Source organism: Burkholderia orbicola, from assembly GCF_900100915.1.
Lineage (GTDB): Bacteria > Pseudomonadota > Gammaproteobacteria > Burkholderiales > Burkholderiaceae > Burkholderia > Burkholderia orbicola.
Window position 1 is genome coordinate 1,214,181 of the sequence record NZ_FNKW01000002.1, and the last position, 25,019, is coordinate 1,239,199.

A 25,019-nucleotide genomic window follows, 5' to 3' on the forward strand; every position below is an offset into this window, starting at 1 on the left:
TGATGAACAACACCACAATAGATGCGCCGCCGGTGCAGCGCAAGCGGAACGGGAGGACGACGAATGAAGGGGTTTTCCGGCAAGGTCGCCGCGATCACGGGCGCCGGTTCGGGCATGGGCCGCAGCCTCGCGGTCGAACTGGCGCGGCGCGGCTGCGAGGTCGCGCTCGCCGACGTCAACGACGTCGGGCTCGCCGGCACGGCGGCCGCGTGTGCGCAGCACGGCGTGCACGTGAGCACGCGGCGGCTCGACGTCGCCGACCGCGACGCGGTGTTCGCGTGGGCCGATTTCGTTCGCGCCGAGCACGGCAAGGTCAACCTGATCTTCAACAATGCGGGCGTGTCACTGGCCGCCAGCGCCGAAACCGCGCGCCTCGCCGATCTCGAATGGATCGTCGGCATCAATTTCTGGGGCGTCGTGCATGGCACGCAGGCGTTCCTGCCGCATCTGCGCGCATCAGGCGACGGCCACGTCGTCAACACGTCGAGCCTGTTCGGGCTCGTCGCGATGCCGACGCAAAGCGCGTACAACGCGACCAAGTTCGCGGTGCGCGGCTTCACCGAAGCGCTGCGGATGGAACTCGAACTCGACGGCGCGCCGGTGAGCGCGACCTGCGTGCATCCGGGCGGCGTCGCGACGAGCATCGTCGACGCGGGCCGCGTCGATACCAGCATCCACGCGCTGACGGGCCAGGATGAAGCGACGCATCGTCGCCAGGCCAACCGCCTGATCAACGCGACGACGGCCGACGAGGCCGCGCGGCAGATCCTCGCGGGCGTCGAGCGCAATGCGCGCCGCGTGCTCGTCGGCGCCGACGCGCGCCGGCTCGACCGGATCGCGCGCCTGCTCGGCGCCGGTTACCAGTGGCTGATGCTGCGCCACGTGCGCCGCGCCCGCGCACGCAACCTCGAACGCGCGCACGCCCCGGCCACGCGCCCCACCACGCCGACCAAGGATCTCGCATGACCACGACGACGACCGACCGGCGCGACGCGCCGCCCGCCCGCGACACCCGCCGCGACAGTGGCGATAACCACGATACCCGCGACCTCGACGTGCTGATCGTCGGCGCCGGCCTGTCCGGCATCGGCGCCGCGTATCACCTGAAGCAGCGCTGCCCGCATGCGAGCGTGGCGATCGTCGAGGCGCGCGACGCGATCGGCGGCACCTGGGACCTGTTCCGCTATCCGGGTGTTCGTTCGGATTCCGACATGTTCACGCTCGGCTACAGCTTCCGCCCGTGGCACAGCGACAAGGCGATCTCCGACGGCCAGACGATCCTCGACTACATCCGCGACACCGCGCGCGCCTACGGCATCGACAAGACGATCCGCTACGGCCAGAAGGTCGTCGCGGCCGACTGGGATTCGAACCGCGCGCGCTGGACGGTGCGCATCGAGCGCACGCGAGACGGCGCGACCGACGCGCTCGTCTACACCTGCCGCTTCCTGTTCATGTGCAGCGGCTACTACGACTACGACGCCGGCTACCTGCCCGACTGGGCCGGCATGGACACGTTCGAGGGCCAGCTCGTGCATCCGCAGCACTGGCCGAAGGATCTGTCGTACGCGAACCGGCGCGTGGTCGTGATCGGCAGCGGCGCGACGGCCGTCACGCTCGTGCCGTCGATGGCGGCCGACGCGCAGCACGTGACGATGCTGCAGCGCTCGCCGACCTACATCGTGTCGCTGCCCGCGCGCGACAAGATCGCGAACGCGCTGCGCCGCGTGCTGCCGTCGCGGCTCGCGCACCGGCTCGTGCGCGTGAAGAACGTGCTGCTGACGATGTACCTGTACAACGTGTCGCGCCGCAAGCCCGACCAGACGAAAAAATTCATCATCCGCGCGGCCAGCAAGCAGCTCGGCCCCGACTTCGACGTCGCGAAGCACCTGACGCCGCGCTACATGCCGTGGGACCAGCGCGTGTGCCTCGTGCCGAACGGCGACCTGTTCAAGGCGATCCGCGCGGGCCGCGCATCGATCGTCACCGACGAAATCGAGCGCTTCACGCCGACCGGCCTCCAGTTGAAGAGCGGCCAGCAGCTCGACGCGGACGTGATCGTCACCGCGACCGGGCTGAAGGTGAAGATGCTCGGCGGCGCGCGCGTGACGGTCGACGGCCGCGCGGTCGATTTGCCGGAGACGGTGTCGTACAAGGGGATGATGTACAGCGGCGTGCCGAACCTCGCATCGTCGTTCGGCTACACGAATGCGTCGTGGACGCTGAAGGCCGAGCTGATCGCGCGCTACGTGTGCCGGCTGCTCAACCACATGCGCGCGAACGGGTACGACACGTGCGTGCCGCGGCTCGGCGCGGGCGATCTCGGCGACGTGCCGGCCGTCAATCTGAGCTCGGGCTACATCCAGCGCGCGGCCGGCATCCTGCCGAAGCAGGGGCACCGCAAGCCGTGGAAATTCCACCAGAACTACGTGCTCGATCTCGCGTCGCTGAAGTTCAGCGCGCTCGCCGATTCCGCGATGCACTTCGAACGCCGCGCCCAAACCGGCCCGGCCGCTACCGCACCGGCTGCCGAACCCGCACTCGAAACCCGCTGAGGCCGACATGACTCCTACGCTCCATCTGATCCAGAACGTACTGCTCGGCGTCGTCGCGGTGCTCGCCGCGCTCGCGCTGTTTTCCGCTTACGTGGCCCGTCGCGTGACGCGGGCGTTCCCGGCCGAAGGCCGCTTCGTCGACATCGACGGCGATCGTATCCACTACGTCGAATACGGTAACGGCCCGCCGATCGTGTTCGTCCACGGGCTCGCGGGGCAATGGCGCAATTTCGCGTACCTGCCGCTCACGCGGCTCGCGCAGCAGCATCGCGTGATCCTGCTCGACCGCCCGGGCGCCGGCCGCTCGCTGCGCGGCGCGGCCTCGCAGGCGAACGTGTTCGCGCAGGCCCGCACGGTCGCCGCGTTCATCGACGCGTTGCAGCTCGACAAGCCCGTGCTGGTCGGCCACTCGCTCGGCGGCGCGATCGCGCTCGCGGTCGGCCTCAACCATGCGGACCGCGTGAGCCGGCTCGCGCTGATCGCACCGCTGTCGCATGAGCAGACCGAGCCGCCCGCGCCGTTCAAGCCGCTGATGCTGCCGTCGCCGCTCGTGCGCCGTTTCGTGTCGTGGACCTTCGCGATCCCGCTGACGATCCTGACCGGCCGCAAGGCCGTGCGCCAGGTGTTCGCGCCGGAGGCCGTGCCGCGCGACTTCCCGGTCAAGGGCGGCGGCCTGCTCGGGATGCGCCCGCACGTGTTCTACGCGACGGCCACGGACTTGCTGTCGGCGCCCGTCGACCTGCCCGCGATGGAGCGTCGCTATGCGGAACTCGCGCTGCCGGTCGACGTGCTGTACGGCCGCGCCGATCCGATCCTGAACTGGCGCGAGCACGGCGACGCGCTCGCGAAAAAATCGGCGCGCGTGCGGTTGAAGGTCGTCGAGGGCGGCCACATGCTGCCGGTCACGATTCCCGAAGCGACGGCCGACTGGCTGCTCGAAGTCGCCGCCGCGCCGGCCGACGTCGCCGCGCAGCCCGTGCGCATCGCGTAGTTCGCGGCAACGCAGCGGGGCCTGATTCCGTGGCGGGCAGCCGGCGCCGCAACGGAATCAGGCTTCGTCGTCGGGTATCGACAGCCCGAGATCCGAGAGCACTTCGCGCGCGTTGCGAAACGCCTCGACCGCGGCCGGCGCCCCGGCGTACAGCGCGCTGTGCAGCAATACCTCGCGAATCTCGACGAGGCTCGCGCCGTTGTTGAGCGCGCCGCGAACATGCCCCTTCAGCTCCGTGCCGCGGCCGAGCGCCGCCAGCATCGCGCACGTGCACAGGCTGCGCGTCTTCAGGTCGATCCCGCCCCGCTGCCACGTGCTGCCCCACGCATGTTCGTTCAGCCAGTTCTGCAGCGGACGCGAAAAGCCGTCGAGGTCGCGCATCGCGCGCTCGACGAACGCCTCGCCCATCACGTCGATCCGCCGCGCCTTGCCGTATTCCCTGTCCTGTTCGCTCATGTCGGTGTCCTGGTGGTTGGAAGTCGTGGCCGCTGCCGCGTCGCCGGCGGCCGGGGGATGTCGCACCATGTTCAGCGGGACGGCGCGTTTCGTCAAAGATGCGGGCCTCGGTTCGCGGCCGGTCGCGTAACGGGCGGTCGAACGCTACGTAACATCCCGTCGCGCGTTACGGCGCCTTACGGGAACATCGCAGCCGCGACGCTCGCGCACCGCGCGCGCCTGTCGCGCGAAACCGCCATTCCTCCGTTTAAATCGCATCGATATTCCCGATTTCCGCAACAAATCGCGACACCGTTTCCCGAAACCTGTCATGGCGCGGAATTTGCAGAGAAGGCCTGGACACACTTCCAATGTCGAGGCCAACATGCAGAATCTCTTCAAGAAGACGACGGTAACGATGGCCGTCTCGTCACTGCTCGCGCTGTACGGCTGCGGCTCGGTCGATGGACCGACGACCCCGCCGACGATCAAGCCGAGCACGTCCGGGACGAGCGGCACTTCGGGGACGTCGGGGACGTCGGGCGGCGGTTCGTCGGGGACGTCGGGCGGAGGTAGTTCGGGGACTTCGGGGTCGTCGGGGACTTCCGGCACGTCGGGTACTTCCGGTACTTCGGGCACCTCCGGCACCTCGGGTACTTCCGGTACTTCCGGTACTTCCGGTACTTCCGGTACTTCGGGCACTTCCGGCACCTCGGGTACTTCAGGTACCTCAGGCACTTCCGGCACCTCGGGCACTTCCGGCACCTCGGGTACTTCAGGTACCTCAGGCACTTCCGGCACCTCGGGCACCTCCGGTACTTCGGGCACCTCCGGTACCTCGGGCACTTCCGGCACCTCGGGTACTTCCGGCACTTCGGGCACCTCCGGTACCTCGGGCACTTCCGGCACCTCGGGTACTTCAGGTACCTCGGGCACTTCCGGCACCTCCGGTACTTCGGGCACTTCCGGTACTTCGGGCACTTCCGGCACCTCGGGTACTTCCGGTACCTCAGGCACCTCCGGTACTTCGGGCACTTCCGGCACCTCGGGCACCTCCGGGACGTCGGGCACTTCCGGCACCTCGGGCACCTCCGGGACGTCGGGTACTTCCGGTACCTCGGGCACCTCCGGTACTTCGGGCACCTCCGGTACTTCGGGCACCTCCGGCACCTCGGGTACTTCCGGTACGTCGGGTACTTCCGGCACCTCGGGCACCTCCGGTACCTCGGGTACGTCCGGCACCTCCGGCACCGGCGTCACCCCGCTCGGCAATGTCCTTCAGAAATCCGGCAACCTCGTGACGGCGCTCGGCACGACGGTCGTGAACGGCGGCGGTCAGATCGGCGGCGTGCAGATTCCCGGCACGAACCCGACGACGGCCACCAGCATCGGCAACGCGGTCGGCAGCCTCGGCAACGGCGTGCAATCGCTCGGCAACGGCATCGCGGCCGGCCTGGGCTCGATCGGCGTGTCGGCGAACCCGCTCGGGCCGACGATCACGTCGACCACCGGCCTGCTGACCGGCGCCGGCGGCGCGGTCAACAACCTCGGCAATGCCGTGACGAGTCTCGGCACCGGTCCGCTGTCGCCGCTCGCGCCCGCGACGACCCTGGTCGGCAGCCTCGTCAACACGGTCGGCACCGCGGTCAACTCGACCGCATCGGCGCTGAACACGGCACTGAACAGCTCGCCGGTCCAGCAGCTCGAAACGCAGCTCGGCAAGGTGATCAACCCGATCACGAACACGCTGACCGGCGGCGTCACGACGCCGGGCGCCACGCAGACGCTCGGCGGCGTGACGCTGCTCGGCACGCCGCTCAACGGCCTGCTGAGCACGCTCGGCAGCGGCCTCGGGCTCGCGGGCACGAAGGTCGGCGGCGCGACCGACAACCCGGTCGGCGCGGGCCTCGGCGGCGTCGTGACGCAGCTCGGCAACACGGTGACGTCGACGGGCGGCCTCGTCCACGACAACAACGCGGGCAGCTCCAGCAGCGGCACGGGCGGCAGCAATCCGCTCGCGCCGATCACGGGCCTGCTGGGCACGTTGACGGGCGGCCTCGGCGGCGGCAGCTCGAGCGGTTCGGGCGGCACCAGCGGCACCAGCAGCGGCGGCCCGCTCGCACCGATCACCGGCCTGCTCGGGACGGTGACGGGCGCACTCGGCGGCATCGGTTCGAGCGGCACCAGCGGCACGGGCGGAACGAGCGGGACCGGCGGCACCAGCGGTACGGGTGGCGCAGGCCTCGGCGGCCTGCTGGCGCCGGTCACCAATCTCGTCAACGCGCTGACGCCGCTCGGCGCGAGCCTCACCGGCACCGTCACGACGCCGGGCGGCAACCTGTCCGGCACGCTCGGCGGGGTGCTGACGAGCGGCCCGGTCGGCACGCTCACGGGTGCGCTGGGCACGCCGGCCGGCTCGGCCGGCGCCACCGGCACGGTCAGCCCCGGCGGCGCAGCAGGCACCGTGACGACGCCGGGCGGCAGCGGCTCCGTGGTGACCGGCCTGACCGGCAGCACGGGCGGCGCCGCCGCGGGCGGCACCGGCAACCTGCTGTCGCCGGTGACCAACCTGCTCGGCGGTCTGCTGGGCGCCGGCACCAAGAAGTAAGCGGTAGCGCATCACGTATCAGAACGACAGGCCAATGGCCGGGCGCGCATCCATACAAAGCCCGGCCGACGGCCGGCGTCACCCGCCAAGCGGGGGCGCCGGCCCTCATCCCTACGAGGATCCGATCATGAACTCCACGCTCGACGGCATCGTCGCTGCCCCGGACCGCCCACCCCGCTCCGCCACGCCGTTCCGCGCCGGCCTGCTCGGCATCACGGCCGGACTCTTCGCGCTGTGGATCACGCGCGATCACCCGGCCCTCGACGCGGCCACGCGCGCGGTCATCGCGAGCCTCGCGATCATCGGCACGATCGCGCTGCACGAACTCTTCATCTCGCGCGTCTACCTGCGCCCGAGCGCGGGGCTGTCACGGCAGGCCGTCCGGCCGCTCGGCATCGCGCGCGTCGCGACGCGGCTCGGCGCGCTGACGTCGATCTACGCGGGCATCGGCGCGATCTACTGGCTGCTGCCCGAATACCACGGCGCGTTCTACCTGCCGTTCTGGTCGCTGCTGCGCTCGCTCGCGCCGTACGTGATCGTCGCCGCGCCGTTCTACTTCGCGTGGATGGACCGCCATCAGCGCGAGACCGACGACGCGTACCTGCTGTGGGGCCGCTTCCTGTTTCGCCGCGAGCAGCCCGCGAGCTGGAAGCCGGTGCGCGAGATGCTGGCCGGCTGGGGCGTGAAGGCGTTCTTCCTGCCGCTGATGACCGTCTACCTGTCAAAGGACGCCGATCACCTGAGCGCGTCGCTCGCGAACGCGATGCACGCGCCGATGACGATCGCGACCTTCGTGTTCATGTACGACCTGTCGTTCACGATGGACCTGATGTTCGGCACCGTCGGCTACCTGTGCACGTTCCGCATTCTCGACAGCCACGTGCGCACCGTCGAGCCGACGACGCTCGGCTGGGTCGCCGCGCTGATCTGCTACCAGCCGTTCTGGTCACTGATCTCGAACAACTACATCCGCTACGAAGGCTCGATGTTCTGGGACAACTGGCTGCTGTCGGCGCCGACGCTGCGCGTGATCTGGGGCACGGTGATCATCCTGCTGCTGTTGACCTACGCGCTGTGCACGATCTCGTTCGGGCTGCGGTTCTCGAACCTCACCAACCGCGGGATCATCACGTCCGGCCCGTACCGCTTCACGAAGCATCCGGCCTACATCACGAAGAACCTGTCGTACTGGATGGTGTCGGTGCCGTTCGTCGAGCCGCTCGGCTGGCAGCTCGGGCTGATGCACTGCGCGGGGCTCGTCGCCGTCAACCTGATCTACTACACGCGCGCGAAGACGGAAGAGCGTCACCTGATGCGCGATCCCGACTATCGCGCGTATGCCGAATGGATCGCGCAGCACGGGTTGTTCGCGCGGATCAGGCAGGCGTTTGGTGGGCGGCAGGCGGTGTGACGCGCCGCTTCCCGGCCGGGCTGCCGATGCATCGACCCGGCCGGGAACGCGCCCATTCGCGTTCATCCGCGCGTACGCTTCAATGCGGCGAGCGCGAGGACGCATGCCGTCGGCGTGACGAAACAAAACGCCGCCAGCGGCCACGGCGTATCGCCGGGCAGCACCAGCGTCACGAACGTACCGGCCCCGCCGACGATCAGGCTCTGCACGCAGTAATACAACGCGACCGCCGTCCCCGCCGCGTCGTCGAAATCCCGAAGCGCGCCGTTCGCCGTCACCGACGACATCAGCACGATGCCGATCGCGACGATCCACATCGGCATCACGAACGAGACGAATGACGGCGCCATCAGGGCCGTGCACGCCGCCAGCGCGGTTGCGCCGGCCATCATGACACCGGCGCCGCGCACGAAACAGCCCGGAATCCCCCAGTTCGACACGAACCATCGCGCAAAGCGCGCGGCACCGATCATCACGATCGCGACGGTGGCAAACGCCACGCTGAATTCGGTGCGGGAATAGCCGGCCTGTCCGACCAGCACACGCGGCGCAATCGAAAAGAACACGAAAAAAGCGCCCATGGACGTGCCGAAACCGAGCGAATAGACGAGGAAAGAAGGACTGCGCAGGATCGATACGGCGGATTGCCGCGGCTTGCCGCCGGCCTGCTGCCGTGTTTCGTGCCAACGCGACAACGCGCGGTAGAACGCCAGACATCCGGCGCCGCCGAGGGTCATGAAGATCGCGCGCCATCCGAAACCGTGCGCAATGCCTGCGCCGAGCATCGGCCCGAGCGCCGGGACGAACGCGAGGATCGCCCCGAACTGGCTGTAGAGGGTGCTGCCTTCCGGGCGGTCGGCATACACGTCGCGCACCGTTGCAAAGGTCGCCACGAGCGCTGCGGACGCGCCCAACGCCTGCAGCAGGCGCAATGCGACGAACACGCCGCCGCTGCCCGCCATTGCAAGCGCCAGCGAAGCCACCGAGAACAGTAGCGCACCGCCCAGGAGCACGGGTCGACGTCCGAGCCGGTCCGACAGCGGGCCGAACATCAACTGGCCCAGGCCGAGGACGACCATGTAGACGCTCAGCGTCAGTTGCACCATGGCGGGCGACGTGTGCAGCGCCGACGGCATCTCCGGAACCACCGGCAGATACACGTCCATCGCCAGCGACGCGAGGAGATCGAAAGGGGCCATCAGCAGCAGGGCCGACGGCAACGAGTAAGCCCATGCGGGCGTGGTTCGGGTTTGATCAGGCATGACGAAACATCCGCTCGGAAAAAGGGAAATCCGGCGGCAATCTGCCTGCTGAGTCATCGACGAGAGGAGATCGCCGCAACAACCGGGTGAAGCACGTTGTTGCGGCTCAGCGATCCGTGGACGGGCCCGCTCCCATGGTCAGATCCTTGTGGGGTTCGTTCGCGGTGAAGTGTATGCGATCTCGCGGCATGAATGGAGGGTGCTGTCGGAAACCGCTACGCGATCAACCGCGGACTTCGTGGCGAATCATGGCGTGTCCACAGCCCCCTCATGCGGCCAATTGTCGCGAAACACCGCGATTCTCCGCTTTTCGTCGCTTTTCTCCGCCAGTCCGATTGCCCGCCCCCGGTGCGTCGCGTATGGTGCTGGCCGTCCGCGTACGATCCGTCGCCGGACACCCGACCGTCGTCCCGCACGACGGCCGTGCGGGCCGTGCCCGCCGCTCACCGTCTCCGCGATGCCGCCCGCCGGCGCCGCGCATTCATGAGGAAAGAGGCGTGATCCACAAAGTCCTGATCCTGTTCGCACTCTGCATCGCGGGCCTCGCCGCGATCGCCGCCGGTTTCCAGCACATCCCCAGCTGATTCGCGGCCCCGGCTCGCTTCGCCGAGCCCGGGGGCCGCTTCCATTTCCGTTTCCCCGTTGCCATGAATCCCTTTCTCGATGCGCCCGAGACGGGCGCCTTTTGCCATGCGTATCGACGTACAGCATTCCCAGCACGACATCGACGACGAACTCGACACCCTGTATGAACGTCTCCACCAGCCGGGCCATCGCCTGCATGGGCTGCCAGCCATCGCGCTCGGCCGCTCGGGCCTGATCGTCCGCCACCGCGAGGCGGACGGCGAATACTTCCTGTACGTCGAAGATCCAGCCGCGCGCCAGCTCGCCGGCTATACGGTGTTCAACCGCCTGCCCGAACTGCCGCGCCGCGCCGACCGCTACCTGCGCGCGCCGCACACGCGGCTGCGCGGCTCGGCCCAACGCAAGGGCCTCGCGACGACGCTGTACCGCTGGGGGCTCGACGCGGGCCTGTGCCTGATCAGCGGCGCACGCCAGTCAGTCGGCGCCGCGCGGCTGTGGACCGCGCTCGCGCACGATTACCGGCATGGCTTCGTCGATGTCGAGGGCCGCGCGCTGCGCTATCTCGGCGAAACCGTGGCCGACGAGGTGCACGGCGCGCTGCATACGCGGCGGTTGTTGCTCGGCAACGGATGGACCCTCGGTGAACTGGCACAAGCTACCGGAATGACCGGCGTCGATGCCGCCGAATATGCGAACGTGAACGTGTGGCGCGGCGAACACGAACGACATTCCGTGCGAAGCGTCGGCCACGCGCGGCCCGTCGCTCGTACGGCTCACGTGACTCATGTGGCTCACGCACCGATGCGATAATTCGCCGGAGCCGCGCGCCGCCGCCGCGCGAGCCACCTACCCCCCGTTCCGCGATGGCCAACGAAACCCGAACCGATTCCAAGCGCTCCCTCGACATCGTCGCGCTATGCGGCAGCTTGCGCGCGCAGTCGTACAACGCGGCGCTGCTCGATGCAGCCGCACGCGTTGCCCCGCGCGGCATGCGCATCGCCCGCTTCGATCGTCTCGGCGAATTCCCGCTGTTCAATCCCGATGCCGAATACCCGACGCCCACCGCGGTGCGCGATCTGATCGACCGTCTGAACGCGGCCGACGGCGTGCTGATCGCCAGCCCGGAATACGCGCACGGCGTAACGGGCGTGATGAAGAACGCGCTGGACTGGGTCGTGGGATGCGAGGCCGTCGTGTACAAGCCGGTCGCGGTATTGAACGCGTCGCCGCGCGCGACGCATGCGGACGCGGCGCTGCGGGAAACGCTGTCGGTGATGTCGGCGCGCATCGTCGAGCCCGCCTCGATCGCGTTGCCGATCCTCGGAAGCCGGCTCGATGCGGCGGGCATCGCCGCGCATCCGCCTTTCGCGTCGGCGCTCGTCGATGCATTGCACGCGCTGCGCACGGCGATCGAAACGTCGGCGTCAGGCAGCTAGGTAGCCCACACGCCCGAAGGTGCGGCGTGGGGTTATCGCGCCTTCGCGCGCGTCGTCTTTCTCGCCGGTTTGGCCGCCTTTGCACGCGGCGCTTCCTTCTCGGGCTGCGCACCGCCGCCGGCGAGATCCTCGAGCCACGCGAGCGCATCGACGTACGACAGGAACTGCTGCAGGTATTCCGGCGACAGCTCGCGCATCGTCGCGAGCGAGCGGTGCACGAGGCTGTTCGAATTGAGCGGCCCCGCGTTGCGCGGCACCTGGTCGAGCGACTGGCGGTATTGCTGTTCCGTGCGGACTTTCGACCACATCGTGCGGAAGTAGTCGATCAGTTCGGGATCGAGCCCGCGCCGGTCGGCCTGCGCATCACGCGCGAAGCCTTCGACGAGCGCGGCAAGCGCGCCGCGCGCGGGCACGCTCGTCGCGGCTTGCACCGTCTCGCGCGTGACTTCGGCGTCATCGTCGGCGCGCGCGACGCGCTTCGCAAACCCGTCGATCAACGTCGCCAGCCGCGCGTCGAGCAACGCGCGCGCGGCGCCGTCGAGCGCGGCCGCGCGCCGTTCGAGCGCATCGATCCGATGAAAACCTACCGGGTCGAGTCGATCGGCGCCCTGCTCGCGCCATGCGTCGAGCATCGCGCGAACCTGCGTCGCGTCGCCCGTCACTTTGCCTTTCCTCCGTTCGACGCCGACTTGCGCGGCACCGGCGCGATTTCCACGCGACGGTTCTTCGCGCGGCCTTCATCGTCCGCATTCGAACTGACCGGCTGTTCGGAACCGAACGCGGCCGCGAACACCGACGACGCCGGCACACCGGCATCGATCATCGCGCGCGTCACGGTCAACGCGCGCTTGGCCGACAGTTCCCAGTTGTCCGCGAACAGGCGGTTGCCCGCGTGCACCTGCTGGTCGTCCGCGAAGCCGCTGATCATCAGGATCTCGTCGCGCGTCTTCAGGTAGGTGGCGAGCGGGCCGGCCAGCGTCTTCAGCAGGTCACGGCCCGCGGGCTGCAACTGATCGGAGTTCAGCGCGAACAGCACGTTGCCGCTGATGCCGATGCGCCCGTTCACGAGCGTCACGCGGCCGGCCGCGAGCGGCCCGGCGAGCGCCTGCTCGAGCGACTTGCGCTGCTGCGCTTCAAGCTGGCGCGCGCGCACCGCTTCCTCGAGCTTGGACGTGAGCTGGAGCTGCATGCCGATCACGCCGACCAGGATCAGCACGAACGCGCCGAGCAGCACCGACATCAGGTCGGCGAACGCGGGCCATACCGGCGCCGAAGGCGCGCCGCCGTCGATTTCGTCGTGCATGCGTTACGCTCCGACGCTCGCCCGCCGGCCGGCGAGCTGTTGCAGGTCCTCGACGATCTGCTTCTGCGACATCACGCTCAGGTCGATCACCTCGCGCGCCTGCGCGACGTAGTACTCGAGCTGTTCGTCGCTGCGCGCGAGCGATTTCTCGAGCGCGGCCTCGATGCGCTGCAGATGCGTCAGCAGCTTGTCGTTCGATTCGCCGAACACCTGCACGGCCATCCCGAACGCATCGCCGAGGCTCGCCACTTCGACGGCCCCGGCCGTGACCTGCGCGGCCACCGAATCGAGCTTGCGCGTTTCGGCATCGACGGTGTCGTTGAAGCGCGCGCCGACGCGGTCGAGCAGATCGGCCGACGTGCTGACGAGCGCGTCGATCGCGGCGCGCTGTTCGGTCGACGCGTGGTTGACCGCGCCGAGCAGCGTCTCCAGCGTCGCGAGCAGGCGGCTGCGCTCCTCAAGCGTCGCGGTGTCGCGCACCATGCTGTCGGACAGGCGCTGGCGCAGCTCGGCGACGACGTCGGCCGCGGCCTTCGGCGCTTCCGATGCGGCCTGCACGAGGCGTGCGATTTCGTTGATCGTGTCGCTCGCGTGCACCTGCGCCTGCGCGGTGATGTCGTTCGCGGTGCGGGTCAGCGTGTCGCAGATGTCCTGCTGGCGCGCCGCGGCCTGCGCGCTCGTCTGCGCCCATTCGTCGCGCAGCGCGGCGGCCATCGCGGCGAGCGAATCGTTCCAGGCGGCGAGGCGGGCTTCGTCGCGTGCGGCGAGTTGCGACTGGAGGCCTGCGTGCGATTCGCGGATCGTCGTCAGCAGATCGGTCGAGCGTTGTTCGAACGTCGACGCTTGTGCGGCGAGATCGCGCGTCGTTTGCGCGAGCGCGTCGCAGATTTCCTGCTGACGGCCGGCGCTATGTACGCCTGCGCGCTGCCATTCTTCGCCGAGCTTCGTGGCCATCGCGGCCAGCGATTCGTTCCATGCAGACAAACGTTCTTCGTCGCGTGCAGCGAGTTGCGATTGGAGGCCCGTGTGCGAATCGCGAATCGTCGACAACAGATCGTTCGAGCGTTGTTCGAACGTCGAAGCCTGTGCTGCCAGATCGCGCGTCGTTTGCGCAAGCGCGTCGCAGATTTCCTGCTGGCGGCCTGCGCTGTGCACGCCTGCGCGCTGCCATTCTTCACCGAGCCTCGTGGCCATCGCGGCTAGCGACTCGTTCCATGCGGACAGGCGTTCTTCGTCGCGTGCGGCCAGTTGCGATTGCAGACCGGTATGCGAATCGCGAATCGTCGACAACAGATCGTTCGAGCGTTGTTCGAACGTCGACGCCTGTGCGGCGAGGTCGCGCGTCGTTTGCGCGAGTGCGTCGCAGATTTCCTGCTGACGGCCGGCGCTATGCATGCCCGCGCGCTGCCATTCTTCACCGAGCTTCGCGGCCATCGCGGCCAGCGAGTCGTTCCATGCGGACAGGCGTTCTTCGTCGCGTGCGGCCAGTTGCGATTGCAGACCGGTGTGCGAATCGCGAATCGTCGACAGCAGATCGGTCGAGCGTTGTTCGAACGTCGATGCCTGTGCCGCGAGATCACGCGTCGTTTGCGCCAATGCGTCGCAGATTTCCTGCTGACGGCCCGCGCTATGCGCGCCCGCACGCTGCCATTCGTCGCCGAGCTTCGCGGCCATCGCGGCCAGCGAGTCGTTCCATGCAGCGAGACGTTCTTCGTCGCGCGCTGCCAGTTGCGTCTGCAAACCCGCGTGCGACTCGCGCATCGCGGCGAGCGTCGCGGCCGAATGGCGTTCGAACGTCGCGGCGGCCTCGCCCAGCGCGCGCGCATGCTGGCCGGCCAGCGTCTCGCCGACCTGCTCCTGACGCGCGAGCGCCTCGCGCCATGCGTCCGACAGGCGGCCTTCGGTCGACTCGAGGCGCGTCGCGACGCCGTCGAGCAGATCCGACGAACGTTGCGCGAACGTGTCGGTGAACTGGCCGAGCGTCGTCCGCAATTGCTGCGCGACGGCGTCGCCCGCGCGGCGCTGTTCGTCGAGCGCGCGGTTCCATACGGCCGTCACGTTGCCGGTGGTCTTCTCGAAGCCGTCCGTCAGCCCGTCGAGCTGACGCTGCACCGCGCCCGTCACGGTATCGCGCAGCGCGGCCATCTCCTGCGCGAGCCCCGTCATCGTCGCGGCGACGACCGGCTGCAGCGCGGCGCCGGCCACGCGCGCGCTTTCGGCGGCGCTTTCCTTCAGCGCGTCGCCGACGTTCGACGCCAGGCCCGCATACGCCCGCTCGGTCCGGTCGAAAAATGCCTGCTGGCTTTCGATCTGACGATCGTGCAACGCGACGCTGCGCGCCTCGAGCGTCGTCATCATCGTCTGCAACCGGTCGACCAGCGCCGGCATCACGTCGGCCTGGCGCTGCAGCAGCCGGAACGATTCGTCGCGCTGGTGCGCGGACGAATGCACGCGCAGCGTCGTCGCGATCTTCGCGTCGAGCTGCTGGGCCGCGTCGATCCGCTCGCGGCGCACGAGCGCGGACAGCAGCCCGAGCATCGCGGACGTCGCGACACCGGCGATCGACGTGCCGAACGCGAACCCGAGCCCCTTCACCGGCGCGATCAGCGACGCACGGATCGCATCGAGATCGGTCGCGCTCTCGAGCGCGGCGCCCGTGCCCTTCAGCGTGACGACCATCCCGAGCAGCGTGCCGAGCATGCCGAGCAGCACCAGCAGGCCGACGAGGTAAGGCGTGAGCGCCGGGCCCGGCAGCGCGACGCGCGCGCCTTCGACCCGGGCGCGCACCGCGCCGCGCAGGCCCGGATGCAGCGTGTCGAGCCACGGGTCGAGCGTCGCGGGCGGCGAGCTCAGGCCGGCGACCGCGTGCGACAGCGTGGCGGTCGCCTGCCGGTAGCGCAGCAGCTCCCATGCGCCGGCGACGTAGCATGCGCCGATCAGCAGCGTGACGGCCGCCGCCAGCGGGTTCGACGCGACATAGCCGACACCGATCCAGCCCACAGCGAGCAGACCGGCGACGAAGACAACGAGATCAAGGCGAATTCTGGACATAGCGTGTTGATTAGCAGGTGCGAAGGGCCGCGAGCAGCCCGTCTACCGTTTGAAACCGGACTTCGAGTTCGGCAAGCAGGATGCTGTGCATCTCGTCGCGAAACGTATCGAGCCATGCGCCGGGCACGATCGCCGCGACGGTCGGGGTGTCGGCCGCCGTGCCCTCATCGGCCGAAGCGGATGCGTCGGCGTCGGGCGCAGCGGCGGCCGCGGCCACGGCTTCAGCCTCGGCCAGCGCCTGCCGCTCCGCTTCGCGCAGCCGCGCGAAGCGCGTGCCGAGCAGCGCGGGTATGGCCGACAGCAGGCTGCGCTCGCGCGCGCCGAGCACGCGCTCCATGATCGTGTCGAGCGTCGCGAGCCGCGCCATCCCGGACGAGCGCGCGGCGAGCGCGACGCGCAGGCGGCCGCGCAACTGGCCGATCGCCGTTTCCATGTCCTGCTGGAGGGTCAGATACCGCTGGCGGAAATCCGCGAAATCGGCCGTATCGGCGGCCGGCGGCGGCAGGTCGCCCGGCCGCCGCCGCGCGCGCGGCCGCTGGGTGGCCGTGATCGCCTGCGCGAGGTCGTGGCGCACGCGCGCGCAGTCGCGCTCGGCGTCGTAGCCGCGCACGCCGGCCGCGACACCCGGCGGGCTCGCATTCAACGCGGACGACAGCGTGATCGCGTCGGTCCAGCCGAGCCACTGGCTCAGCCGGTCGGACAGCGTCTGCCGGGATTCCGCGACGTCGGCATCGGCCAGGCGCGCGAGCAGCCGGACGAGCGTCGGACCGCTCAACGCCGGGCGCGGAGATGCTTGCACCATGCTGCAAACCGTCAAAAAAGGCAGCAGTTTACACGTCGTCGGGCGGTCGGCCGCCAGAATCGGGGAAGCGGCGCGGTTCGGCGTGCCGCGCGATACACGGGAACGCCCGTCGCGCAAGGCTCGGCGGGCGGTGGGGACGAGCGGAAAACATGGGAGGCGGCGGCCGGCGAGCGGTCGCGCCATCGGGAAGCCATGCGTTGTGCGTTTGCAGTGCCGAGCCGGCGTGAACGATGAAGGGGCCGAGCCGCCACGACGGGGGGCGGGCATTCCGCAAGCCGCGCCTGACCATGGCCTGACGATGAACCGGTAATCCTGGAATTCGGGAAGCCGACGCGCGCTCGGGCGAGCGGCGCGGGCGGTGCCCGCCGCTAACCGGCGACGGCCACGGCCGGCCGCCGCCACGTGCTGATAGAGAAAGAGAAGCCCTCAGATCCCCGCTTTCGGCGCATTCAGGATCAGCCGCAGCCCGAGCAGCGTGATCGCGCCGGCCGCGATGCGGTCGACCCACTTCTTCGCGCGCAGGTAGAGTTCGCGCGGCCGGCGCGTCGAGAAGCACAGCGCGACGAGCGTGTACCAGCCGAATTCGACCGCGAACACGAGCGGCGGCAGCGCGAGATAGCACCACAGCGGCGGGTGCTGCGGGAGCAGCGCCGCGAAGATGCTGCCGTACCAGATCGCCGTCTTCGGGTTGCTGAGCTGGGTCGTGAGGCCGGTCCAGAACGACTTGCGCGCGCTGCCGCCGGCCATCGCCTGCGGATCGTCCATCGCGATCGGCCGGTCGGCGCCGCGCCAGATCTTCGACGCCATGTAGATCAGGTACACGCCGCCCGCGACCTTGAGGCCCACATACAGCCATTCGACGGCCTGCAGCAACGTGTAAAGCCCGGCCAGCGCGACGCCGCCGAACACGATGCCGCCGATGCCCATGCCGAGTGCGGTGGCCAGCCCGTCGCGGCGCGACAGCCCGATCGAGTTGCGGGCCACCAGCACGAAGCTCGGGCCCGGAATCATCGCGCCGAGAAACAGCGCAGCGAGGATGGCGAGTACGGCAGCCGATGCGGTCATCGAAGTCTCCTGGGTCAACGACGCCGCTGCGCCGGCGCCTGCGTGTCGTTTCCGACGGTCGGAGCGCTGATTCTGGCACGCTTCGCGCATGGCCGAAAGCGGCCGTGCGCTGCTATGCTGGCCCTCTTTCCTGTCATCTCGCGCCGCCCCATGATCGCGATCCGCGCCGCCCGCTATCCCGACGATGCCGCCGCCGTCGAAGCGATCTTTCGCGAGTACGTCGCGAGCCCGACCGTCAGCCTCGCTTTCCAGGACTACGAGCCGGAAATCGCCGCGCTGCCCGGCAAATACGCGGCGCCGCGCGGACGGCTGCTGCTCGCGTGGCGCGGCGAGCGCGTGGTCGGCTGCGCGGCGTTCCGCGAAATCGACGCGGTGACCTGCGAGATGAAGCGCGTGTACGTGCGGCCCGAGGCGCGCGGGCTGAACGTCGGCCGCCAGCTCGTCGAACGGCTGCTGCACGACGCGAAGGCGGCCGGTTACGCGCGCATGTGCCTCGACGTGCTGCCCGAGTTCGTCGCCGCCCGGCAACTGTATGCGTCGCTCGGCTTCACGCCCGCGCCGCCCGTCGCGTTCAATCCGGTGCCGGGCACGGAATTTCTCGGGCGCGATCTGTAACGCCGCGCGACTCATCCCCCTTTTCCCCTTTCGACCGGACCGCCCGCCATGCGCGCTCTTCGCCTTTCCGCCCTGCTGCTCCCGCTGCTTGCCGCATTCCCGCTCAGCGGCCGCGCCGACACCCTGCCGAAGCCGATCGCCGCGCAACTGCCGCCCGGCTACCAGCCGCTGCTCGCGCAGGCCGGGCCCGATCTCGACAACGGCCGCCACAGCTTTCTCGTCGTCGTGCATCGCGCGGTCGACACGCGCGACCAACCATCGCCGCGCCCGCTGCTGATCTACGAGGAACAGGCCGACCACACCTACCGGCTCGCCGCCCGCAACGACCAGGTCGTGCTGCGCGCGAACGAAGGCGGCCAGTGCGACCCGTTCGATCCTGAAGATGCCGCCGACAACGGCTTGTCGGTGAAGGGCCGCTATTTCACCGTGCAGAATTTCGTCGCGTGCGGCCAGCACTGGACCGACTACATCACGTTTCGCTACGACCCGCGCACGCACGGCTGGCTGTTTTCGAACCAGATCGTCACCGAATCGTTTCCGCTCGACGACCAGCCCGACCACGTCACCGTCACGCGCGCCGACGCGCACCGGCCGGTGTCGTTCGGGCAGTGGCGGCGCAAGGACTAGACGCTGCGCACCGCGACGCCCACGGCGGTGCCGTTTTTCAATACGACACGTCGCCCCCCCCCCCCGCTCGCGGCACCCGGCCAACAGGTCTACCATAGGCGCTCGTCGCCCGCGCGACCGCCGGCACGGCATGCGGCTTGCGCCTGCCCCTTTCCTCGTTGCCCCCGCACAGGAGGACGTCATGACGCAACACTTCGATGCAATCGTCATCGGCACCGGCCAGGCCGGGCCGCCGCTCGCCGCGCGGCTCGCCGGCGCCGGCATGAAAGTCGCGATCGTCGAGCGCGGCCGCTTCGGCGGCACCTGCGTGAACACCGGCTGCATCCCCACCAAGACGCTGATCGCGAGCGCGTACGCCGCGCAGCTCGCACGGCGCGCCAGCGAATACGGCGTGTCGGTCGGCGGCCCCGTCAGCGTCGACATGAAAGCCGTGAAGGCGCGCAAGGACCAGATTTCCGGCCGCTCGAACCACGGCGTCGAGCAATGGGTGCGCGGCCTCGACAACACCACCGTCTTTCAGGGTCACGCCCGGTTCGAACGCGCGAACGCGGTGCGCGTGGGCGATGACGTGCTCGAAGCCGAGCGCATCTTCATCAACGTCGGCGGACGCGCGCAGGTGCCCGCGATGCCGGGCCTCGACTCGGTGCCGTACCTGACCAACTCGACGATGATGGACGTCGACTTCCTGCCCGATCATCTGGTGATCGTCGGCGGCAGCTATGTCGGGCTCGAATTCGGTCAGATGTACCGCCGCTTCGGCTCGCAGGTCACGATCGTCGAGAAAGGCCCGCGCCTGATCCGCCGCGAGGACGAGGACGTGTCGCAGGCCGTGCGCGAGATCCTCGAAAACGAAGGGATCGACGTGCAGCTCGACGCGAACTGCCTGAACGCGCGCCGCGACGGCGACGGCATCGTGGTCGGCCTCGACTGCGCGGGCGGCGGCCGCGAGGTCGCGGGCTCGCACCTGCTGCTCGCGGTCGGGCGCGTGCCGAACACCGACGATCTCGGGCTCGACCGCGCGGGCATCGCTACCGATGCACGCGGCTACATCACCGTCGACGAGCAGTTGCGCACCAACGTGCCCGGCATCTGGGCGCTCGGCGACTGCAACGGGCGCGGCGCGTTCACGCACACCGCGTACAACGACTACGAGATCGTCGCGGCCAATCTGCTGGACGACGATCCGCGCAAGGTGTCCGACCGCATCACGGCCTACGCGATGTACATCGATCCGCCGCTCGGCCGCGTCGGCATGACGCTCGCGGAAGCGAAGCAGACGGGCCGCCGGCTGCTGGTCGGCACGCGCCCGATGACGCGCGTCGGCCGGGCGGTCGAGAAAGGCGAAAGCCAGGGCTTCATGAAGGTGATCGTCGATGCGGACAGCCATGCGATCCTCGGCGCGTCGATCCTCGGCGTGACCGGCGATGAAGTCGTGCACGGGATGCTCGACGTGATGACCGCCGGCGCGCCGTACACGACGATCAGCCGCGCGATGCATATCCACCCGACCGTGTCCGAGCTGGTGCCGACGCTGCTGCAGGATCTGCATCCGGTCGAATGACGCACGGCAGGCGGGCGGCCGCGCATCCGGTTCCGTCGGTGTGCGAAGATGGCCGCTCGCCACGCCATCCGGGAACGCCATGGACCGCCTGCAAACGATGCAGATCTACGTACAGATCGTCGAACGCGGCAACTTCACGCAGGCCGCCGACGCGCTGCAGCTGCATCGGCCGGCCGTCACGAAAGCCGTGCAGCAGCTCGAACAGGAGCTCGGCGTCCGGCTGCTGAACCGCAGCACGCGCCGCGTCAGCGTGACGGCCGAAGGCGAGGCGTTTCATGCGCGCTGCGTGCAACTGCTCGCCGGCATCGACGATGCGTTCGCATCGTTCCCCAAGCAGCGCGCGGTGCCGAAAGGCCGGCTGCGGATCGACATTGCGCTCGCGCTCGCGAAGACGATCGTGATTCCGGCGCTGCCCGACTTCCAGCAGCGCTATCCGCAGATCGAACTCGTGCTCGGCGCGAGCGACCAGCCGGCCGACCTGATCGGCGAAGGCATCGACTGCGTGGTGCGGGTCGGGACGCTGAAGGATTCGAGCATGGTCGCGCGCACCGTCGGCGCGGTGTCGATGGCCACGTGCGCATCGCCCGCCTATATCGCGCGCCGCGGTTTGCCGCGCACGCTCGACGATCTGCGGACGCATCGCGCGGTCAACTTCTTCACCGGCCGCAATCGCCGCGTGCTCGAATGGACTTTCCGCCCGCACGGCGAAACCGTCGCGGTGAAGCTCGCGAGCAGCCTGCTCACCGACAACTCGGAAGCGCTGCTGTCGTGCGGGCTTGCGGGTCTCGGCATCGTGCACGCGTTGCGGCCCGCGTTGCAGCCGAGCATCGACTCGGGCCAGTTGATCGAGCTGCTGCCCGGCGTGCCGGCCGTGCCGAAGCCGGTGTCGGTGCTGTACCCGAACCGCGCGCATCTGCCCGACAAGGTGCGCGCGTTCATCGACTGGCTGACCGAGCTGTTCGCGCGGCGTTATCCGGCCTAAAACAGGTTCGCGTCGATTGTTATTCGTCAAATAACAATCAATGATCCGGCCGCGCGTTTATCCGGTGCGGATGCCCGCCTACGATGCTGCTTCATCGACACCCGTTCATCGAAGGAGCGCTCCATGACCCGCATCGTTCGTTTCCACCGCATCGGCGGCCCCGACGTCCTGCAGATCGACACCGTCGACGTGCCCGCGCCGGGCCCCGACGACATCCAGCTGCGCGTGAAGGCGATCGGCGTCAATCGCGCGGAAGTCATGTTCCGCAGCGGCGAATACACGTTCATGCCACGCTTTCCGGCATCGCTCGGCTACGAGGCGTCGGGCGTGGTCGCGGCGGTCGGCCGCAACGTGACGGCGTTCGCGGAAGGCGACGCGGTGAGCGTCGTGCCGGCCTTCTCGTTCGCCGACTACGGGATGTACGGCGAAGTGGTGAACGTGCCCGCGCGTGCGGTGGTCAAGCATCCGGACAGCCTGTCGTTCGAGGAGGCGGCCGCGACGTGGATGATGTTCGTGACGGCCTACGGCGCGCTGATCGAACTCGGCGGGCTCCAGCGCGGCGAGGCGGTGCTGATCGGCGCCGCGTCGAGCAGCGTCGGGCAGGCCGCGATCCAGGTGGCGAATCGGGTAGGCGCGGTGCCGATCGCGCTGACGCGCGGCGAAGCGAAGCGCCAGGCGCTGCTCGACGCGGGCGCGAAGCACGTGATCGTCGGCAGCCCCGCCGACCTGCCGCGGCAGGTGGCGGAACTCACGGGCGGCATCGGCGCGCGCCTCGTGTTCGATCCGGTGGGCGGCCCCGATGCGGCGAACCTGCTGCGCGCGCTCGCCACCAACGGCACGTTCTTCCAGTACGGCGCGCTCGATACGCGCGACATCCCGGTACCGCTGATGGACCTCCTCGCGCGCCACCTGACGCTGCGCGGCTACGAGCTGTTCGAGATCACCGGCGACCCGCAACGGCTCGAACGCGCGAAGCGCTTCGTCGTCGACGGCCTCGCGGCCGGCGCGCTGAAGCTGCGGATCGATCGTACGTTCGCGTTCGACGACATCGCGGATGCGCACCGCTACATGGAAGCCGGTGCGCAGGTCGGGAAGATCGTCGTCACGGTTTGAGCCGTTGCCCGAGCCGCCCCCATGGCGAGCGGCGCGCGTCGCTCGTCAGCTTTCGAAATACTGCGGCCGGTCGATGTCGGCCAGCAACCCCGGCTGCGTCGGCGCCCAGCCGAGCGATGCCCGCGTGCGCTCGCTGGTTGCGGGCGCATCCATCCCCGCAAATCTCGCGAACCAGCCGAAGTGCTCGCCGGCTTCCGCCGCCGACTTCGCGACGACCGGCACGTTCAGCCGCCGCCCGATCACCTCGGCGATCTCGCGAAACGGCACGCCCGTATCGTCGACCGCGTGATAGCGCGCGCCGGCCGCGCCGCGCTCGATCGCGAGCCGATACACGCGCGCCGCGTCGAGCCGGTGCACGGCCGGCCAGCGGTTCGCACCGTCGCCGATGTATGCCGCCACCCCTTTCTCCCTAGCGAACGCAATCAGGCGCGGCACGAACGCGTGATCGCCGTCGCCGTGCACGGACGGCGGCAGCCGGACGACCGACGCGTGCACGCCGCGCGCTTCGAGCGCGACCGCCGTCGCTTCGGACGCACGCGGATAATTTTCCGACACCGGCACGTGCGGATCGTCCTCCGTCGCCGCGCGGCCTGGCGCGACGAGCGCCAGGCCCGACGTGACGATCAGCGGCCGCGCCGAGCCGACGAGCGCCGCGCCGATCGTCTCGATCGCGCGGCGGTCGAGTTCGCAGTTCTGCGCGAAGCGCGAGAAGTCGTGATTGAATCCCGTGTGGATCACCGCATCGGCGGCTTCGGCGCCGCGCGTGAGGCTGTCGAGATCCTCGAGCGACCCGCGATGAACGTCGGCGCCGGCCGCGGCAACCGACGCCGCGGCCGCGTCGGACCGCGCCAGCCCGAGCACCGAGTGCCCGGCGGCCACGAGCTCGGCCACGACGGCCGAGCCGACGAATCCCGATGCTCCCGTAACAAAGACACGCATGTTCAGCACCTCCCGATGAAATGGAGGCTTACTATCTGTCGAGCGCCGCTCGCGGTGAAGTCGTGACGGTTTACTGGTAAACGAACTAACAGGATATGGCTGACGCCCCCGACAACCTGCTCGGCGCGTACCTGCGGGACCGCCGCGAAAAACTCGACCCGGTCGCGCTCGGGCTGCCGGCGACGCGCCGCCGCACGCCGGGCTTGCGGCGCGAGGAAATCGCGCAGCGCGCGCACGTGAGCGTCGCGTGGTACACGTGGCTCGAACAGGGGCGCGGCGGCGCGCCGTCGGCCGACGTGCTCGACCGGCTCGCCCGCGCGCTGATGCTCAACGAGGCCGAACGCGAGCACCTGTTCCTGATCGGCGTCGGCCATCCGCCCGAGGTGCGCTATCACGCGCCGGCCGGCGTGACGCCGCGCCTGCAGCACGTGCTCGATTCGCTCGACGCGAGCCCCGCGATCATCCGCACCGCGACGTGGGACGTCGCCGCGTGGAACGACGCGGCGGCCGCGACGCTGACCGACTATGCGACGCTGCCGCCGGCCGCGCGCAACATCCTGCGGCTGATTTTCGTCGACGCGGGCGTGCGTTACGCGCAGCCGAACTGGGAGCGTGTCGCGCGATTCGCGGTCGGCGCGTTTCGTGCGGACATCGCGCGCAGTGGCGCGACGCAGGCGGTGCAGGCGTTCGTCGACGAGATGCGCGCGACAAGCGCCGAATTCGACGCGATGTGGCGCGACCACGATATCCGTACGCACGACGAAGGTACGAAGGAGATCCGCCATCCGCAAGCCGGCCGGATCGCGCTCGAATATTCGGCGTTCTCGGTCACCGGCAGCCCGGACCTGAGCCTCGTGATCTTCACGCCGGCGACGCCGGCCGACCGCGCGCGGATCAGGGAACTCGTCGCGGCCCGCGAACAGGCCCGCGCGACACAGGCGCCGGCTGCGTGACCTCACTCGCTTTCCCGGGGGCCTGATTCAGGACGACACGTATCGGCGGATCGCGAAGCAGACCTCGTCGTTCGATATCCACCACTGACGAACGCGGGCGAAAAACGCAAAGGGGCGTCGCGCACGAATGCGCGACGCCCCTTTGTTCGTTCACGGAAAAGCGCCGGCTACGCGGCGCGCTGCAGCAGGTCCGTGGCGAACGACTTCGCATGCGCGACGGCTTCCTGCGCGTCGCCGAATACGCCGAGCTGATCCCAGTGCTCCTCGGCCGCGTAGGTGCCTTTCACGGCGAGCGCCCGCTGGACGCTCAACTGCGCCGCGTATCGGCCGTCGTCCAGCGGCCGGGCCGTCGCGACCACCTTGTGCGGCGGGCTCGCCCGCTCCGGCTGAACCAGCTCGACAGGGCCGCTGAGCGTGCCGATATTCATCAACTCGTTTCTGGTGTTGCAGTCCGGGCAGTAGAAGCACCAGCCGGCGCCCTCCTGATGGTGCCTGACCTGCCCGCGAGCCAGCACGGCACGACATTCAACGTTTTCGCAGATGAACGGCATCGCAGTCTCCGGAGTTGTTTGACGGAAATCCTAGCATGTCCGACGGCGGTCAACCATCGGCATCCGCATGATTGCCGTACTGGCAGTTTCGGCTGGTTACGGAGGCCGGTCAGGCAAGCGTCGGCGCCTTTCGCTGCACTGCAAAATCGGCGCTTTTTCCCGCATCGGGAAGCC

At 69.3% G+C, this 25,019-nt stretch carries 23 protein-coding genes; 13 read left to right on the top strand and 10 right to left on the bottom strand.

Going from position 1 to position 25,019, the window contains the following annotated elements; genetic code table 11:
• Positions 1 to 63 precede the first annotated feature (63 nt).
• Genes BLS50_RS22360 through BLS50_RS22370 form a run of 3 tightly spaced genes read left to right on the top strand, consistent with a single transcriptional unit; the run spans position 64 to position 3,546 of the window.
• Positions 64 to 966: an SDR family NAD(P)-dependent oxidoreductase gene (locus tag BLS50_RS22360; protein WP_074804134.1), complete on the top strand. Its 903-nt coding sequence runs from the start codon at positions 64 to 66 to the stop codon at positions 964 to 966.
• Positions 963 to 2,555, top strand: coding sequence for a flavin-containing monooxygenase (locus BLS50_RS22365; protein ID WP_074804136.1), 1,593 nt, complete (start codon positions 963 to 965; stop codon positions 2,553 to 2,555). The genes BLS50_RS22360 and BLS50_RS22365 overlap by 4 nt, the downstream gene beginning before the upstream one ends.
• A 7-nt stretch (positions 2,556 to 2,562) precedes the next feature.
• Entirely contained in the window at positions 2,563 to 3,546 is a 984-nt protein-coding gene (locus tag BLS50_RS22370; protein WP_074804138.1) for an alpha/beta fold hydrolase, read from the top strand.
• A gap of 57 nt (positions 3,547 to 3,603) precedes the next feature.
• Here the strand turns inward: BLS50_RS22370 and BLS50_RS22375 are convergent, their stop codons facing one another.
• On the bottom strand, positions 3,604 to 4,002 hold the full coding sequence (locus tag BLS50_RS22375) for a carboxymuconolactone decarboxylase family protein (protein WP_027810390.1): 399 nt from the start codon (positions 4,000 to 4,002) through the stop codon (positions 3,604 to 3,606).
• Between the two features lie 364 nt (positions 4,003 to 4,366).
• Between BLS50_RS22375 and BLS50_RS36390 the strand changes: the two genes are divergently transcribed.
• Together BLS50_RS36390 and BLS50_RS22385 are read left to right on the top strand one after the other, a co-directional pair.
• Positions 4,367 to 6,589, top strand: a complete 2,223-nt coding sequence (locus BLS50_RS36390; protein WP_074804140.1) for a collagen-like triple helix repeat-containing protein — start codon at positions 4,367 to 4,369, stop codon at positions 6,587 to 6,589.
• Between the two features lie 127 nt (positions 6,590 to 6,716).
• Positions 6,717 to 8,000 carry an isoprenylcysteine carboxylmethyltransferase family protein gene (locus tag BLS50_RS22385; protein ID WP_012338610.1) on the top strand — a complete coding sequence of 428 codons (1,284 nt, stop codon included), beginning with the start codon at positions 6,717 to 6,719 and terminating at the stop codon, positions 7,998 to 8,000.
• A 62-nt stretch (positions 8,001 to 8,062) separates the two neighbouring features.
• Here BLS50_RS22385 and cml read toward each other — a convergent pair whose 3' ends face one another.
• Both cml and BLS50_RS36025 read right to left on the bottom strand, forming a co-directional pair.
• Positions 8,063 to 9,262 carry a CmlA/FloR family chloramphenicol efflux MFS transporter gene (cml, locus tag BLS50_RS22390; RefSeq protein ID WP_074804142.1) on the bottom strand — a complete coding sequence of 400 codons (1,200 nt, stop codon included), beginning with the start codon at positions 9,260 to 9,262 and terminating at the stop codon, positions 8,063 to 8,065.
• 443 nt (positions 9,263 to 9,705) lie between these two features.
• Positions 9,706 to 9,954 (bottom strand): hypothetical protein, encoded by a 249-nt coding sequence (locus BLS50_RS36025; RefSeq protein WP_124591469.1) that lies wholly within the window; start codon positions 9,952 to 9,954, stop codon positions 9,706 to 9,708.
• Between BLS50_RS36025 and BLS50_RS22395 the strand changes: the two genes are divergently transcribed.
• On the top strand, positions 9,953 to 10,657 hold the full coding sequence (locus BLS50_RS22395; RefSeq protein WP_171984435.1) for a histone acetyltransferase: 705 nt from the start codon (positions 9,953 to 9,955) through the stop codon (positions 10,655 to 10,657). The two genes, BLS50_RS36025 and BLS50_RS22395, sit on opposite strands and share 2 nt — an antisense overlap.
• Before the next feature lie 53 nt (positions 10,658 to 10,710).
• Entirely contained in the window at positions 10,711 to 11,283 is a 573-nt protein-coding gene (locus BLS50_RS22400) for an NADPH-dependent FMN reductase (protein ID WP_074804146.1), read from the top strand.
• Positions 11,284 to 11,315: 32 nt separating this feature from the next.
• Here BLS50_RS22400 and BLS50_RS22405 read toward each other — a convergent pair whose 3' ends face one another.
• From BLS50_RS22405 to BLS50_RS22425, 5 genes are all read right to left on the bottom strand, one after another.
• Positions 11,316 to 11,945: a DUF2894 domain-containing protein gene (locus tag BLS50_RS22405; RefSeq protein WP_074804148.1), complete on the bottom strand. Its 630-nt coding sequence runs from the start codon at positions 11,943 to 11,945 to the stop codon at positions 11,316 to 11,318.
• Positions 11,942 to 12,586, bottom strand: coding sequence for an OmpA family protein (locus tag BLS50_RS22410; RefSeq protein ID WP_006479648.1), 645 nt, complete (start codon positions 12,584 to 12,586; stop codon positions 11,942 to 11,944). Before BLS50_RS22410 ends, BLS50_RS22405 begins: the two co-directional genes overlap by 4 nt.
• 3 nt (positions 12,587 to 12,589) lie before the next feature.
• On the bottom strand, positions 12,590 to 15,637 hold the full coding sequence (locus BLS50_RS22415; RefSeq protein ID WP_074804150.1) for a DUF802 domain-containing protein: 3,048 nt from the start codon (positions 15,635 to 15,637) through the stop codon (positions 12,590 to 12,592).
• 10 nt (positions 15,638 to 15,647) lie between these two features.
• The gene (locus BLS50_RS22420; RefSeq protein ID WP_074804152.1) at positions 15,648 to 16,439 is read right to left on the bottom strand and encodes a DUF3348 domain-containing protein; all 792 of its coding nucleotides are present in this window, start codon (positions 16,437 to 16,439) and stop codon (positions 15,648 to 15,650) included.
• A 426-nt stretch (positions 16,440 to 16,865) separates the two neighbouring features.
• Positions 16,866 to 17,504 carry a LysE family translocator gene (locus tag BLS50_RS22425; RefSeq protein WP_011548348.1) on the bottom strand — a complete coding sequence of 213 codons (639 nt, stop codon included), beginning with the start codon at positions 17,502 to 17,504 and terminating at the stop codon, positions 16,866 to 16,868.
• A 150-nt stretch (positions 17,505 to 17,654) separates the two neighbouring features.
• Between BLS50_RS22425 and BLS50_RS22430 the strand changes: the two genes are divergently transcribed.
• The 5 genes from BLS50_RS22430 to BLS50_RS22450 all read left to right on the top strand — a co-directional run bounded on the left by BLS50_RS22430 (position 17,655) and on the right by BLS50_RS22450 (position 22,402).
• Positions 17,655 to 18,119, top strand: coding sequence for a GNAT family N-acetyltransferase (locus BLS50_RS22430; protein ID WP_074804154.1), 465 nt, complete (start codon positions 17,655 to 17,657; stop codon positions 18,117 to 18,119).
• Positions 18,120 to 18,167: 48 nt separating this feature from the next.
• Positions 18,168 to 18,746 (top strand): hypothetical protein, encoded by a 579-nt coding sequence (locus BLS50_RS22435; protein WP_074804156.1) that lies wholly within the window; start codon positions 18,168 to 18,170, stop codon positions 18,744 to 18,746.
• Between the two features lie 181 nt (positions 18,747 to 18,927).
• Positions 18,928 to 20,307, top strand: coding sequence for an FAD-containing oxidoreductase (locus BLS50_RS22440; RefSeq protein WP_074804158.1), 1,380 nt, complete (start codon positions 18,928 to 18,930; stop codon positions 20,305 to 20,307).
• A gap of 79 nt (positions 20,308 to 20,386) precedes the next feature.
• A complete protein-coding gene (locus BLS50_RS22445; protein ID WP_074804160.1) occupies positions 20,387 to 21,289 on the top strand; it encodes a LysR family transcriptional regulator in 903 nt (300 codons plus the stop codon).
• A 123-nt stretch (positions 21,290 to 21,412) separates the two neighbouring features.
• Positions 21,413 to 22,402: a zinc-dependent alcohol dehydrogenase family protein gene (locus BLS50_RS22450; RefSeq protein ID WP_074804162.1), complete on the top strand. Its 990-nt coding sequence runs from the start codon at positions 21,413 to 21,415 to the stop codon at positions 22,400 to 22,402.
• Between the two features lie 45 nt (positions 22,403 to 22,447).
• On the opposite strand, the gene BLS50_RS22455 is transcribed toward BLS50_RS22450, so the two are convergent.
• Entirely contained in the window at positions 22,448 to 23,341 is an 894-nt protein-coding gene (locus BLS50_RS22455; protein ID WP_074806602.1) for an SDR family oxidoreductase, read from the bottom strand.
• 95 nt (positions 23,342 to 23,436) lie between these two features.
• Here BLS50_RS22455 and BLS50_RS22460 point away from each other — a divergent pair, with 95 nt between their 5' ends.
• Positions 23,437 to 24,294 (top strand): helix-turn-helix transcriptional regulator, encoded by an 858-nt coding sequence (locus tag BLS50_RS22460; protein ID WP_027805831.1) that lies wholly within the window; start codon positions 23,437 to 23,439, stop codon positions 24,292 to 24,294.
• A 167-nt stretch (positions 24,295 to 24,461) separates the two neighbouring features.
• Here BLS50_RS22460 and BLS50_RS22465 read toward each other — a convergent pair whose 3' ends face one another.
• Entirely contained in the window at positions 24,462 to 24,845 is a 384-nt protein-coding gene (locus BLS50_RS22465) for a hypothetical protein (RefSeq protein WP_011548356.1), read from the bottom strand.
• Between the last annotated feature and the right edge of the window lie 174 nt (positions 24,846 to 25,019).

What these genes read in the sequence shown, in the direction of transcription:
- BLS50_RS22360 (WP_074804134.1), top strand. Translation starts at nt 64, where the DNA reads ATGAAGGGGTTTTCCGGCAAGGTCGCCGCGATCACGGGCGCCGGTTCG.
- BLS50_RS22365 (WP_074804136.1), top strand. Translation starts at nt 963, where the DNA reads ATGACCACGACGACGACCGACCGGCGCGACGCGCCGCCCGCCCGCGAC.
- BLS50_RS22370 (WP_074804138.1), top strand. Translation starts at nt 2,563, where the DNA reads ATGACTCCTACGCTCCATCTGATCCAGAACGTACTGCTCGGCGTCGTC.
- BLS50_RS22375 (WP_027810390.1), bottom strand. Translation starts at nt 4,002, where the DNA reads ATGAGCGAACAGGACAGGGAATACGGCAAGGCGCGGCGGATCGACGTG.
- BLS50_RS36390 (WP_074804140.1), top strand. Translation starts at nt 4,367, where the DNA reads ATGCAGAATCTCTTCAAGAAGACGACGGTAACGATGGCCGTCTCGTCA.
- BLS50_RS22385 (WP_012338610.1), top strand. Translation starts at nt 6,717, where the DNA reads ATGAACTCCACGCTCGACGGCATCGTCGCTGCCCCGGACCGCCCACCC.
- cml (WP_074804142.1), bottom strand. Translation starts at nt 9,262, where the DNA reads ATGCCTGATCAAACCCGAACCACGCCCGCATGGGCTTACTCGTTGCCG.
- BLS50_RS22395 (WP_171984435.1), top strand. Translation starts at nt 9,953, where the DNA reads ATGCGTATCGACGTACAGCATTCCCAGCACGACATCGACGACGAACTC.
- BLS50_RS36025 (WP_124591469.1), bottom strand. Translation starts at nt 9,954, where the DNA reads ATGGCAAAAGGCGCCCGTCTCGGGCGCATCGAGAAAGGGATTCATGGC.
- BLS50_RS22400 (WP_074804146.1), top strand. Translation starts at nt 10,711, where the DNA reads ATGGCCAACGAAACCCGAACCGATTCCAAGCGCTCCCTCGACATCGTC.
- BLS50_RS22410 (WP_006479648.1), bottom strand. Translation starts at nt 12,586, where the DNA reads ATGCACGACGAAATCGACGGCGGCGCGCCTTCGGCGCCGGTATGGCCC.
- BLS50_RS22415 (WP_074804150.1), bottom strand. Translation starts at nt 15,637, where the DNA reads ATGTCCAGAATTCGCCTTGATCTCGTTGTCTTCGTCGCCGGTCTGCTC.
- BLS50_RS22420 (WP_074804152.1), bottom strand. Translation starts at nt 16,439, where the DNA reads ATGGTGCAAGCATCTCCGCGCCCGGCGTTGAGCGGTCCGACGCTCGTC.
- BLS50_RS22425 (WP_011548348.1), bottom strand. Translation starts at nt 17,504, where the DNA reads ATGACCGCATCGGCTGCCGTACTCGCCATCCTCGCTGCGCTGTTTCTC.
- BLS50_RS22430 (WP_074804154.1), top strand. Translation starts at nt 17,655, where the DNA reads ATGATCGCGATCCGCGCCGCCCGCTATCCCGACGATGCCGCCGCCGTC.
- BLS50_RS22435 (WP_074804156.1), top strand. Translation starts at nt 18,168, where the DNA reads ATGCGCGCTCTTCGCCTTTCCGCCCTGCTGCTCCCGCTGCTTGCCGCA.
- BLS50_RS22440 (WP_074804158.1), top strand. Translation starts at nt 18,928, where the DNA reads ATGACGCAACACTTCGATGCAATCGTCATCGGCACCGGCCAGGCCGGG.
- BLS50_RS22445 (WP_074804160.1), top strand. Translation starts at nt 20,387, where the DNA reads ATGGACCGCCTGCAAACGATGCAGATCTACGTACAGATCGTCGAACGC.
- BLS50_RS22450 (WP_074804162.1), top strand. Translation starts at nt 21,413, where the DNA reads ATGACCCGCATCGTTCGTTTCCACCGCATCGGCGGCCCCGACGTCCTG.
- BLS50_RS22455 (WP_074806602.1), bottom strand. Translation starts at nt 23,341, where the DNA reads ATGCGTGTCTTTGTTACGGGAGCATCGGGATTCGTCGGCTCGGCCGTC.
- BLS50_RS22460 (WP_027805831.1), top strand. Translation starts at nt 23,437, where the DNA reads ATGGCTGACGCCCCCGACAACCTGCTCGGCGCGTACCTGCGGGACCGC.
- BLS50_RS22465 (WP_011548356.1), bottom strand. Translation starts at nt 24,845, where the DNA reads ATGCCGTTCATCTGCGAAAACGTTGAATGTCGTGCCGTGCTGGCTCGC.